12 protein-coding genes and 1 tRNA gene are annotated in these 11,951 nt (G+C 70.1%); all 13 read right to left on the reverse strand.

The features are described 5' to 3' along the window. Positions 1-7: 7 nt before the first annotated feature. The 13 genes from secF to FM112_RS03385 all read right to left on the reverse strand — a co-directional run bounded on the left by secF (position 8) and on the right by FM112_RS03385 (position 11,883). The gene (gene secF / locus FM112_RS03325) at positions 8-1,021 is read right to left on the reverse strand and encodes a protein translocase subunit SecF (protein WP_087003414.1); all 1,014 of its coding nucleotides are present in this window, start codon (positions 1,019-1,021) and stop codon (positions 8-10) included. Further along, positions 1,018-2,706: a protein translocase subunit SecD gene (gene secD, locus FM112_RS03330; protein WP_254910353.1), complete on the reverse strand. Its 1,689-nt coding sequence runs from the start codon at positions 2,704-2,706 to the stop codon at positions 1,018-1,020. The genes secF and secD overlap by 4 nt, the downstream gene beginning before the upstream one ends. A 120-nt stretch (positions 2,707-2,826) precedes the next feature. Beyond that, positions 2,827-3,231, reverse strand: a complete 405-nt coding sequence (yajC, locus tag FM112_RS03335; RefSeq protein ID WP_087003420.1) for a preprotein translocase subunit YajC — start codon at positions 3,229-3,231, stop codon at positions 2,827-2,829. Positions 3,232-3,282: 51 nt separating this feature from the next. Continuing rightward, on the reverse strand, positions 3,283-4,311 hold the full coding sequence (gene ruvB, locus FM112_RS03340) for a Holliday junction branch migration DNA helicase RuvB (protein ID WP_087003423.1): 1,029 nt from the start codon (positions 4,309-4,311) through the stop codon (positions 3,283-3,285). Beyond that, positions 4,308-4,955, reverse strand: coding sequence for a Holliday junction branch migration protein RuvA (gene ruvA, locus FM112_RS03345; RefSeq protein ID WP_087003426.1), 648 nt, complete (start codon positions 4,953-4,955; stop codon positions 4,308-4,310). The genes ruvB and ruvA overlap by 4 nt, the downstream gene beginning before the upstream one ends. A gap of 9 nt (positions 4,956-4,964) precedes the next feature. Beyond that, positions 4,965-5,570 carry a crossover junction endodeoxyribonuclease RuvC gene (ruvC, locus tag FM112_RS03350; RefSeq protein WP_087003429.1) on the reverse strand — a complete coding sequence of 202 codons (606 nt, stop codon included), beginning with the start codon at positions 5,568-5,570 and terminating at the stop codon, positions 4,965-4,967. A gap of 15 nt (positions 5,571-5,585) precedes the next feature. Beyond that, a complete protein-coding gene (locus tag FM112_RS03355; protein ID WP_087003432.1) occupies positions 5,586-6,347 on the reverse strand; it encodes a YebC/PmpR family DNA-binding transcriptional regulator in 762 nt (253 codons plus the stop codon). Positions 6,348-6,408: 61 nt separating this feature from the next. After that, positions 6,409-7,671 (reverse strand): M18 family aminopeptidase, encoded by a 1,263-nt coding sequence (locus tag FM112_RS03360; RefSeq protein WP_087003435.1) that lies wholly within the window; start codon positions 7,669-7,671, stop codon positions 6,409-6,411. 17 nt (positions 7,672-7,688) lie between these two features. Further along, on the reverse strand, positions 7,689-8,285 hold the full coding sequence (locus FM112_RS03365) for an HIT domain-containing protein (protein ID WP_087003437.1): 597 nt from the start codon (positions 8,283-8,285) through the stop codon (positions 7,689-7,691). An 8-nt stretch (positions 8,286-8,293) separates the two neighbouring features. Beyond that, entirely contained in the window at positions 8,294-10,213 is a 1,920-nt protein-coding gene (gene thrS, locus FM112_RS03370) for a threonine--tRNA ligase (protein WP_254910354.1), read from the reverse strand. Positions 10,214-10,420: 207 nt separating this feature from the next. Then, positions 10,421-10,828: a hypothetical protein gene (locus FM112_RS03375; RefSeq protein ID WP_140400553.1), complete on the reverse strand. Its 408-nt coding sequence runs from the start codon at positions 10,826-10,828 to the stop codon at positions 10,421-10,423. Between the two features lie 28 nt (positions 10,829-10,856). Then, the gene (locus FM112_RS16760) at positions 10,857-11,561 is read right to left on the reverse strand and encodes a hypothetical protein (protein ID WP_140400554.1); all 705 of its coding nucleotides are present in this window, start codon (positions 11,559-11,561) and stop codon (positions 10,857-10,859) included. 250 nt (positions 11,562-11,811) lie between these two features. Continuing rightward, a tRNA-Val gene (locus tag FM112_RS03385) sits at positions 11,812-11,883 on the reverse strand. Positions 11,884-11,951 lie beyond the last annotated feature (68 nt).

The following is an 11,951-nucleotide window of genomic DNA, read 5'->3' on the forward strand; positions in this document are numbered from 1 at the left end:
TGCGAGTCTATACCGACGCTGCCTCCGGTACCGCATCGCCTGCGCCCGACGCCTCGCGCTCCTCGAGGATGCGCTCGTCGGTCTCGCGGATGGTGGGCTCGCGCATCCGCAGCTGCGCGTAGAGCGGCCCCGCGAGGAACACCGTCGAGAGCGCTCCGACGAGGATGCCGATGAACAGCGCGAGCGAGATGTCGCGCAGCGTTCCGGCGCCCATCATGAACGTGCCGATGAACAGGATGCCCGCGACCGGGAGCAGGGCCACGACCGAGGTGTTGATCGAGCGCACCAGCGTCTGGTTGATCGCGAGGTTCACCCGCTCCCCGAAGGTCCTCGCCGAGGTCCCGCCGTAGTTCGCGGTGTTCTCGCGGATCTTGTCGAAGACCACGACCGTGTCGTAGAGCGAGTACCCGAGGATCGTGAGGAAGCCGATGACGGCGGCCGGGGTGACCTCGATGCCCGTGAGCGCGTAGATGCCCGCCGTCAGGATGAGGTCGTGGAACAGGGTGAGGATCGCCGCCAGCGACATCTTCCAGGTGCGGAAGTAGATCGCCATGAACGCCGAGGCGATCACGAGGAAGATCCCGAGCCCGATGAGCATCTGCCGGGTGATGTCGCTGCCCCAGGACGGGCCGATGGTGGAGACGGCGACCTCTTCGACGTCCACGCCGTAGCCCTCCGCGAGCTCCGCTCGCAGCTGCGTGTTCTGCTCGCTCGTGAGCGGGTCGGTCTGCACGCGGATGGAGCCGTCGCCGAGCGTCTGCACGCGTGCGGGCGACTCGCCGTACTCCCCCGCGATCTCGCCCGCGATGGCGTCGTCGGCACCGGCGGGTGCCGAGATCTGGTACTCGGAGCCGCCCGTGAACTCGATGCCGAGGTTGAAGCCGCCGCGCACGAAGGGCACGAGCGCCGAGAGGACGATCAGCACCGCGGCGATCGTGAACCACAGCTTCCGGCGGCCGACGAAACGGAAGGACCGCTCGCCCGTGTAGAGGTCGTTTCCGAGGCGAAGGAATGATTTCACTGTTCTTCACTCTTTCCAGCGGCGGCGAGTTCCGCCGCTTTCCGCTCCGCGATGGACTGTCGGCGCTCCGCCTCGCTCTGCGCGCCGCGCTTGCGCCTGCGGTCGGTGACCTTGAACTCGCCCCGGCCGCGGTAGACCGCGCCGAGCGCCTCGGGGTTGAGCCCGGAGGCCGGGTGCCCGCCGCCGAAGAATCGGGTGGTGGCGAGCAGCCGCATGAGCGGGTGCGTGAACATCGCCACGACGAGGAGGTCGATGAGCGTGGTGATGCCGAGCGTGATCGCGAAGCCGCGCACGTTGCCGACCGCGACCATCGCCAGCACGAGCGCGACGAGCAGGTTGATCATGTCCGAGGCGAGGATCGTGCGGATGGCGCGGGACCAGCCCGACTCCACCGATGAGGTGAGCGATTTCCCCTCGCGCAGCTCGTCCTTGATGCGTTCGAAGTAGACGATGAACGAGTCCGCCGTGATGCCGATCGCGATCATGAGCCCCGCCACGCCTGCGAGCGACAGCCGGTAGCCCTCCTGATTCGACAGGAACGTCACCACGAGATAGGCGACCCCGCCCATGATGAGCAGCGAGGCGACCGTGACGAGGCCGAGGGCCCGGTACTGGAACAGCGAGTAGATGATCAGCGCCAGCATGCCGATCGCCCCGGCGATGAGCCCCGCGGTGAGCTGCCAGGAGCCGAGCGAGGCCGAGATGGTCTGGTCGGACTGCGTCTGGAAGCTGAACGGCAGCGCGCCGAACTTCAGCTGATCCGCGAGCTCCTTCGTCGATTCCTCGGTGAAGGCGCCGGAGGAGTTCGTGATCTCGGCCTTGCCGTCGGTGATGACGGCGTTGGCCGTGGGAGCGACGATGACGAGGTCGTCCATCGTCACCGCGAACCGCGAGCGGTTCGTGTCCGGCATGCCCGTGTTGGGATCGACGGTCGAGCCGATCGCGTAGAGGCGCTCGGTCACCTCGCGGAACTGCTCGGTGCCGGTCGCGTCGAACTCGAGGTTCACGGCCCACTGGTTGGTGGCCACGCCGTTCTGCGCCTGCACCTGGCCGTTGCCGGCGTCCTTGATGTTGGCGCCGGTGATCTCGACCGGGCCGAGCACGAACTTCTCGGTGCCCGTGGCGTCGCACGTGATGAGCAGTTCGTCGGGGTCGGCGGGCTCCGTGCGGTCCTCGAGGTCCTCGCAGCTGAACGCGTAGAAGTCGACCATCACCTGATCCGTGAGCTGCACGACGTCCGATGGGTCGGCCGGCTCGCTCTCGGGCTCCGAGGCGAAGGTCTCCCCGGGCTCCATCCCCATCATCTCGGGCGTGATCTCCTGGACCGAGCTCGAGGCCTCCGCGAAGAGGACGGGGCGGAACTCGAGCATCGCGCTCGACTCGATGCGGGCCCGCGTCTGCTCGTCCATCTCGCCGGGCACGGACACGACGACGTTCTGCCCGCCCTGCGTCGTGATCTCGGCCTCGGAGACGCCCGAGGCGTCCACGCGCTGCCGGATGATCTCCACGGCCTGGGACATCTGCTCGCCGCTCGGCGAGGCGCCCTCGGGCAGCTGCGCCTCGAGGACCACCTGCGTGCCGCCCTCGAGGTCGAGTGCGAGCTTGGGCGTCCACAGGCCGTCCTGGAACTGCACCGCCGCCCAGTTGAGGCCGGTGAGGCCGATCAGGATGATCACGAACCACAGAAGCGTGCTTCGGGCCGATTTCACGGCCTGGGATACGCGCGAGGATTTCGCCACAACTACATCTGCCTTTCGGCCGTTACAGAGGGATGAGGGCCCCGGAGCGCTCCGGGGCCGGGAGTGCTAGGACTGCTTGCCGTTCTCGTTCGAGTCGTCGCCGTCGCGGGCGCCCGACTCGGCGGCCGAGTCGTTCTCGTCGGCGGGCTTGTCGGCGTCGTCGACGCCTTCGGTCCCGGTGAGCTCCGAGGCGTCGTCCGGCACGTCGATCTTCGGCTCCACGACGTGCGCGATGGTCTGGTTGTGCACGCGGATGAGCACGCCAGGCGAGGTCTCGATGGTCGCCACGTTGTCGGCCTCGTCGACCTCGACAAGCGTGCCGAAGATGCCCGCCTGGGTCATGACCTCCACGCCCGGCAGGATCTTCGAGCGCATTTCCTGCTGCTGCGCGGTGCGCTTCTTGTTGCTGCGCCACATGAAGATCATCATGATCACGAGCAGGCCGAGGGGAAGGAGGAGAGCGATATCCAAAAGTGGCTCCAAGTCAGAGTGGTCCGCCGCCGAACGGCGGCAAAGGGATGATTATAGGTCAGGAAGCGGAACGCCCAGGTGGGCATAGGCCTCGGGGGTGGCGATCCGGCCCTGCTGAGTGCGGGCCATCAGTCCGATACGCACGAGGAACGGTTCCACGACCGCTTCTACGGTATCGGGTTCCTCGCCGACCGTCACGGCCAATGTCCGCACGCCCACCGGCCCGCCGCGGAATCGGCGGATGAGCGTGTCGAGCACCGCGCGGTCGAGTCGGTCCAGGCCCCGCTCGTCGACGTCGTAGAGCCGCAGCGCCCCGGCCACGGCCTCGTGCGAGAGGTCGGTGCCGTGCACGAGCGCGTAGTCGCGCACGCGGCGCAGGAGCCGATTGGCGATGCGGGGCGTGCCCCGCGAGCGGCCCGCGATCTCCTGCAGCGCTCCGGGCTCCGCCTCGAGCCCGAGCAGGGCCGCGGTGCGCTCGAGCACCCGCTCGAGCTCGCCGTCCCGGTAGAACTCCAGGTGCCCGGTGAAGCCGAACCGATCGCGCAGCGGCGCGGGCAGCAGGCCGGCGCGGGTGGTCGCGCCGACCACCGTGAAGGCGGGGAGGTCGAGCGGCACCGACTGCGCGCCGGCGCCCTTGCCGACCATGATGTCGATGCGGAAGTCCTCCATCGCGAGGTAGAGCATCTCCTCGGCCGTACGCGCCATGCGGTGGATCTCGTCGATGAACAGGACCTCGCCCGGCAGCATGCTCGACAGCACGGCGGCGAGATCGGCGGCGTTCTGCAGGGCCGGACCGCTCGTGAGCCGCAGCGCCTGCCCCGTCTCCTCCGCGACAATCATCGCGAGCGTCGTCTTCCCGAGGCCGGGCGGCCCGGCGAGCAGGATGTGGTCGGGGGTGCGGCCCTGCATCCCCGCCGCCCGCAGCAGCAGGTCGAGCTGTCCGCGCACCTTCTCCTGGCCCACGAATTCCCGCAGGCTCCCGGGGCGGAGCGTGGATTCGAACTCGATCTCGGAGTCGCTCTCCGCGAGCTCCGGCTGCCGCGGCCGGTCCTCGTCCTGCGCGGGATCGAACCCGGTCATCGGCGGCCCCCGGCGCGATGCGAGCCGGCGCGGCCGAGCTCCTGCAGCGAGGCCCGCAGCAGCGCCGGCACATCGGCGCCGGCGCCGAGCTCGGCCGCGGCGGCCTCGACGACCGCCTGGGCGCTCGGCTGCTTCGTGCCGAGCTCGACCAGCGCCGTCACCACCTGCTCCATCGCGCTGAAGTCCACCTCGCCGGCATCGACATCGGCGCCGCTCGGCGTCGCCGCGCGGTCGGGCCGCGCCGCCGGCACGAGCTTGCCCTTGAGCTGCAGCATGATGAGCCGGGCCGTCTTGGGGCCGACGCCGGGCACCGGTTTGAAGGCGGCGACGTCCTCGGTCTCGACCGCGCGCGCGAGTTCGCCCGGCGAGAGGTTCGCGAGCACGTTGAGCGCCGATTTCGGGCCCACGCCGCTGATCGCCGTGAGCTGGTCGAAGATCTCCCGCTCCGCGAAGGAGCGGAAGCCGAACAGCGTCATGGCGTCCTCCCGCACGATGAGCGCCGTCACGATCGTGCACTCGGCGCCGTGGCGGAGCTCGAGCGAGTGCTCGGGGGTGAGCTCCACCCGGTAGCCGACGCCGGCGACGTCGAGGATGGCGTAGTTCGCACCGAGGTGCGCGACGGTTCCGGTCAGCGAGGCGATCACCGGAACAGCCTAGGCCCTTCCGCGCGACTTCGCCGCGCGCTCCGCGGCGAGCCAGGCTTCCTGCGCCCGGGTCGGCGCGGCCACGCTGCGCGCCCCCGAGCCGTGCATCCGCATCGCGGGTCGCGGGCTGGGCGCGCCGGTCTGCCAGGAGGCGCAGATGGCGAGCGCGAGCGCGTCGGCGGCGTCGGCGGGCTTCGGCGGCTGGTCGAGGCCGAGCAGCCGGCGCACCATCTCGCCCACCTGTGCCTTCTCGGCACGGCCGTAGCCCGTGACCGCGGCCTTCACCTCCGACGGGGTGTGCAGCTGGGTCGCGATGTCGCGGAGCGCGGCCTCCCGCAGCACGATGCCGGAGATCTGCGCGACGCCCATGACCGTGTTGAGGTTGCGCTGCTCCGCGAAGACCCGCTCGAGCGCGAGCACCTCCGGCTGGTACCGATCGAGCAGCTCCTCGACGCCGTCGCCGATGAGCCGCAGCCGCTTCCCCAGGTCCTGGTCGGCGTGCGTCTGGATCACGCTGACGTGGACGAATTCGAGCGCGCGCCCCCGGGAGACGTCGACGATCCCGACCCCGCATCGCGTGAGGCCGGGATCGATCCCGATGATGCGCCGTGGCACGTCGTCCCGCTCCGATCAGTCCTCGGCGTCGAGCTGCGCCTGCACCTCGGCGGGGATCTCCATGTTCGTGAACACGTCCTGCACGTCGTCGAGGTCCTCGAGGGCGTCGATCACGCCGAGCACCTTCTTCGCGGTGGCGAGGTCGACCGGCACGCTCACGTTGGCGACGAACTCCGCCTCGGCGGAGTCGTAGTCGAGGCCCGCCTCCTGCAGCGCCGCGCGCACGGCCACGAGGTCGCTCGCCTCCGTCCGCAGCTCGAAGACCTCGTCGTGCTCGAACACCTCCTCGAGGCCTGCGTCGAGGCCGGCGAGGAGGATGTCGTCCTCGGCGACCCCATCGGCCTTGGGCACCGCGATGACGCCCTTGCGCTCGAAGTTGAAGGACACCGAGCCGGGGTCGGCCATGCTCCCGCCGGAGCGCGTGACCGCGAGCCGCGTCTCGGCCGCCGCGCGGTTCTTGTTGTCGGTGAGGCACTCGATGAGCATCGCGACGCCGCCGGGCGCGTACGCCTCGTACATGATCTGATCGTATTCGACGGACTCGCCGGTGAGGCCGCCGCCGCGCTTGACCGCGCGGTCGATGTTGTCGTTGGGGACGGAGGACTTCTTGGCCTTCTGGATCGCGTCCGCGAGGGTCGGGTTTCCGTCTGGGTCAGGACCACCGATCTTCGCCGCGACCTCGATGGTCTTGACGAGCTTCGCGAAGGCCTTCGCGCGCTTGGCGTCGATCGCCGCCTTCTTGTGCTTGGTGGTTGCCCATTTGGAGTGGCCGCTCATTACGTCCCCCGCACCTTTCGAATCGTCTTGCACTGCGACGAACTCGCCGCAGGGATCGATTCTACTGGGCGCGCGAGTAGAACGCGGTGAGGACGTGCTGCAGGGATTCGACGTCGGCCAGCGAGGCCAGCTCCCGCGCCGAGTGCATCGAGAGGATCGGGATGCCGACGTCCACCGTGCGCAGCCCGAGCCGCGTGGCCGTGATCGGCCCCACCGTCGAGCCGCACGGCATGGTGTTCTTCGAGACGAACGCCTGCGCCGGCGCGCCCGCCTCGGCCGAGAGGCGCCGCCAGAGCGCCTCCCCCGCCGCGTCGGTCGCGTAGCGCTGGTCGGCGTTGATCTTGATGATCGGTCCGCGCCCGGCGATCGGCCGCACGTCCTCGTCGTGCCGCTCGGGGTAGTTGGGGTGCACCGCGTGCCCCACGTCGGAGGAGATCGTCCAGCTGCGGGCGGCGGCCCGCCGCTCGTCGGCGGCGTCGGCGCCGAGGCCGGCGCGGATGCGCGTCAGCACGTCCTCGAGGAAGGGCCCGCCGGCGCCGGTGCGGGTGTTGGAGCCCACCTCCTCGTGGTCGAAGCCCGCGAGCACGGGGATGACGCCCTCGGGCTGCGCGTCGAGGAGCGCGCGCAATCCCGCGTGGATGCTCACGAGGTTGTCGAGTCTCCCGGAGGCCACGAGCTCGCCCCTCGCGCCGAGCCGCGCGGCGGGCTGTGCGTCGGCGAGGAAGGCGTCGAAGGCGAGCACGCCGCGGGGGTCGATCCCGCCGGCCTCGGCGAGTGTCTCGAGCAGGCCCGGACCGTCCTCGAAGCCGAGCACCGCACGGGTGTGCTGCTGCGGATCGAGCTTGAGCCCCTCGGCGTTGACCCTGCGGTCGAGGTGCACGGCGAGCTGGGGGATCCTGGCGACGGGGCCGGTCCGCACGAGCGCCGAGCCGCCGTCCTCGAGGACGAGCCGGGCGCCGATGCGCAGATCGCGGTCGAGCCAGGAGTTGAGCAGCGGTCCGCCGTAGACCTCGGCGTTCACGCTGCGCCAGCCCGAGCGGGCCGTGTCGGGCTCGGGCTTGATCCGGAATCCTGGCGAATCGGTGTGCGCGGCCGCGATGCCGAAGGGCGTGCGGGCGTCGGCGCGGGCGGGGATGCGCCACGCGATCACGGCGCCGTCGCGCACGACCGCGTAGGCGCCCTGCCGCACGGGCCAGGCGTCCTCCTCCCGGAGCCGTTCGAAGCCCGCGGCCTCGAGCCGCTCGAGCACCGCGGCGGCGGCATGGTACGAGGTGGGCGAATCGGCCACGAGCGAGGCGAGCTCGTGGAAGGTCTGCGCGTGCATGGGTGGTCTCCTCGTCGTCACGGGCGCCGGTCGCCGCCGGGCCAGTGCCGCGCGAGCAGGGCCCTGAGATCCCCGAGCAGCTGCGGCACGGGCTTGGTCTTGCCGATGATCGGCATGAAGTTCGAATCTCCCGCCCATCGCGGCACGATGTGCTGATGCAGGTGGGCGGCGATGCCCGCCCCCGCGATCGAGCCCTGGTTCATGCCGATGTTGAAGCCGCCGGCGCCCGCGGCCCCGCGAAGCGCGGCCATGGCGGCCTGGGTGAGATGCGCGATCTCGAGGACCTCGGCGTCGGTCGCCTCGTCGTACAGCGGGACATGGCGGTACGGGCACACGAGCAGATGGCCGGAGTTGTACGGGTACAGGTTCATCACCACGTAGGCGTGCTCCCCGCGGTGGACGATGAGCCCGTCCTCGTCGCTCTTGCCGGGGGCCTCGCAGAACGCGCAGCGCTCGTGGCGCCGCTCGTGCCGCTCCTCGCCATCGGCGATGTACGTCATGCGGTGCGGCACCCACGTGCGCTGCAGCTCGTCGGGGACGCCGACGAACTCGTCGGCGGGGACGAACTCCACGCCGTCGAGTTCGCCCTCGGGGAAGCCCAGGTAGCCCGGCATCCGGATCGCTACAGGTCTTCCGCGGTGGTGACGTTGCGGTGGTCCGCGATCGCTCGCCGGATCAGCTCGATCGCCTCCTCCACGGGCACGCCGTTGCGCTGCGAGCCGTCGCGGAAGCGGAACGAGACCGCGTGCTGCGACCGGTCGTCCTCCCCCGCGATGAGCTGGAACGGCACCTTGGCCTTGGTGTGCGTGCGGATCTTCTTGGGCATGCGGTCGCTCGAATCGTCGAGCTGCGCCCGGACGCCCTCGCGCCGGAGCCGCTCGACGATCTCGCCGAGGTAGTCGGCGTATTCCTCGGCGACGGGGATGCCCACGACCTGCTCGGGGGCGAGCCAGACGGGGAAGGCGCCCGCGTAGTGCTCGAGCAGGATCGCGAAGAAGCGCTCGATCGAGCCGAGCAGGGCTCGGTGGATCATGACCGGCTGCTTGCGGGTGCCATCCGCCGCCGCGTATTCGAGCTCGAACAGCTCGGGCTGGTTGAAGTCGAGCTGCACGGTGGAGAGCTGCCAGGTGCGGCCGATCGCGTCGCGCGCCTGCACCGAGATCTTCGGGCCGTAGAACGCGGCCCCGCCCGGGTCGTCCACGAGCTCGAGGCCGGATTCGACGCCGACCTCGCGCAGCGTCTCGGTCGCGACCTCCCACTGCTCGTCGCTGCCGACCGACTTCTCGGGGTCGCGGGTGGACAGCTCGAGGTAGAAGTCGTCGAGGCCGTAGGCGCGCAGCGTCTCGAAGACGAACTCGAGCTGGCGCTTGATCTCTGCCTTCACCTGCTCCTGGGTCACGTAGATGTGCGCGTCGTCCTGCGTGAGGCCGCGCACCCGGGTGAGCCCAGAGAGGGTGCCGCTCTTCTCGTAGCGGTAGACCGTGCCGAACTCGGCGAGGCGCAGCGGCAGCTCGCGATAGCTGCGCGCGCGGGCGCGGAAGATCAGGTTGTGGAACGGGCAGTTCATGGGCTTGAGGTAGTAGTCCTGACCCTGCTTCGTGACGTTGCCCTCGGCGTCCACTGCCTCGTCGAGATGCATCGCCGGGAACATGCCCTCCTTGTACCAGTTGAGGTGCTGGCTGGTCTCGAAGAGCGTGCCCTTGGTGATGTGCGGACTGTTCACGAGCTCGTACCCGTTCTTGATGAGCTGCTCCCGCATGAAGCTCTCGATCTCGTGGCGGATGATGCCGCCGCGGGGGTGGAACACCGCCAGCCCGGAGCCGATCTCGTCGGGGAAGCTGAACAGGTCCATCTCCACGCCGAGCTTGCGGTGATCGCGCTTCTGCGCCTCCTCGAGGCGCGTCTTGTAGGCCACGAGGTCCTGCTTGCTCGCCCATGCCGTGCCGTAGATGCGCTGCAGCATCGGGTTCGCCTCGCTGCCGCGCCAGTAGGCGCCGGCGTTGCGCATGAGCGACCAGCCGTTGCCGAGCAGGCGGGTCGAGGGCAGATGCGGGCCGCGGCAGAGGTCGTACCAGCAGGTCTCGCCGGACTTGGGGTCGACGTTGTCGTAGATGGTGAGCTCGCCCGCGCCGACCTCGACGTTCTCGCCCGACTCGCCTCCGGCGCTGCCCTTGATGGAGATGAGCTCGAGCTTGTAGGGCTCCCCGGCCAGCTCCTCGCGCGCGACCTCGTCGGTCACGGCGCGGCGGGCGAACCGCTGCCCCTGCTTGACGATCCGCTGCATCTCCTTCTCGATGGCCTTGAGGTCCTCCGGGGTGAAGGGGGCCTCGACGTCGAAGTCGTAGTAGAAGCCGTCCTGGATGAAGGGGCCGATGCCCAGCTTCGCCTCGGGGAACAGCCGCTGGACCGCCTGCGCCGTGACGTGCGCCGCCGAGTGCCGGAGGATGTTCAGCCCGTCCTCGCTGTCGATGGTGACGGCCTCGGCGGTGCGGCCGGCCTCGACCTCGCGGAAGAGGTCGAGCAGTTCCCCGTCGACGCGCATAGCGACGACCGCAGGCTGCTTGGGCGCATCCGCGAAGAGCGTGAACCCGTCGGTCGTCGTCGTCGCCTCCACTCGCATCGGTGCGGCTTCGGTCTTGACGTCGGGTTCGCTCACGTCGGCTCCTTGTCGGGGTCTTGATACGGACGGAATGTCATTCTAGGTCGTGCGCCGGGACCGCCGGTCCGGGCGCGTGCCGCGGTCCCGCCGTCAGCCGGTGACGACCGTGCCGCCCAGCTGGTCCACGTACTCGTGCGGATCGGGGGTGTTGATGATCCAGTTGTCCCCCACCAGCAGATGGGTCTCGGTCGCGAGCGTGAGCGCCCGGTCCACGACCTCGTCGATGTCCGCCGGGTTCGCGTAGACGGAGATCACGACCGAGTCGCTGCAGCGGCCGGCCTCCGCGTCGTACTCGCCGGGGTCGATGGCCTCCCATTCGGGGCACTCGCCCCCGGCCGCGACGTAGAGATCGCGGAGCTCCTCGACGCCGTCGTAGGCGGTGGGCTGCCCGGTGATCTCGGGAACGGGCTCGCCGCCGCCGGAGCAGCCGACGAGCGCCGTCGCGAGGGCGCCGGCGGCGAGGAGGGCGGAGGTTCGGCGTGCGTGGATGCGGTTCACGCCCACGACCCTAGCCGAACCGCCGCCGCTACGCGTGCCGCGCGGCCTTCGCGCGACGGCCCATGCGCACGAGCCGCCAGGAGAGGAGCACCGAGAGCGCGATGAGGGCCAGGCCGATCCCGATCTGGATCAGCGCCTGCATCGCGTGGCTGTCGAGGGCCTTGTCGCAGGCGGTCTGGCGCATGCCCAGGTCGTGCGAGCCGTCGCCGGTGATCTCCGCGGGCGCGAAGTAGGTTCCGCAGACGTCCGCCTGCGGGTAGGAGACCTCGACCTCGGCGAAGAACGCCGAGACGCCGACCACGATCACGACGAGTCCGATGAAGACGAGGATGGCCGCGCCGAACCAGGCCTTGATCTGCTGTCCGCGGGACATGGGGCGCTGCTGCTGCGCCCCGAACCCGGATGCGGGCTGCCCGTACTGCGGTTGGCCGTACTGCGGTTGGCCGTACTGCGGTTGGCCGTACTGCGGCTGCCCGTACTGCGGCTGCCCGTACTGGGGCTGGCCGTACTGGGGCTGGCCGTACTGCGGCTGCCCGTACTGGGGCTGGCCGTACTGGGGCTGCACCGGCTGCTGCCCCGCCGTACCCGCAGTCGCGGCCCCGGCGAAGCCCTGCTGCCCGGAGGGCTGCTGCGGGTACGCGCCGTCGTACTGCTGCTGGGAGGAGGAGCCATGGCTCTGCGGTGCGGGTGCGCCCTGATCTTCGGGCGAGGGAGGCTGGGGCGTGCTGTTCACGAAGTGATCATAACCCCGATCGAGCCGCATGCTGGCGCCGATCTCGAGGAGGCATGGCGGTGTCCTCGCAATCCGGGCCGGCGGCGGCGACAGGTCACGCGAAGCGAGGCCTCTGCCGATGGCGCTACGGGGATCGAACCCGCCGGCGATTTCGAGGCGGACGCATCGCATTCGCGATCGCCGCGAGGCCGCTGCTCGAGAGCCCGGGATGGTCCAACACAAAAGCCCCCGCTTCGCGAGGGCTTTCCAGTGGGCGATACTGGGATCGAACCAGTGACCTCTTCCGTGTCAGGGAAGCGCGCTCCCGCTGCGCCAATCGCCCAAGGGTACTGCTGGAGCGGATGACGAGACTCGAACTCGCGACCCTCACCTTGGCAAGGTGATGCGCTA

The organism is Gulosibacter sp. 10 (genome assembly GCF_900163695.1).
Lineage (GTDB): Bacteria > Actinomycetota > Actinomycetes > Actinomycetales > Microbacteriaceae > Gulosibacter.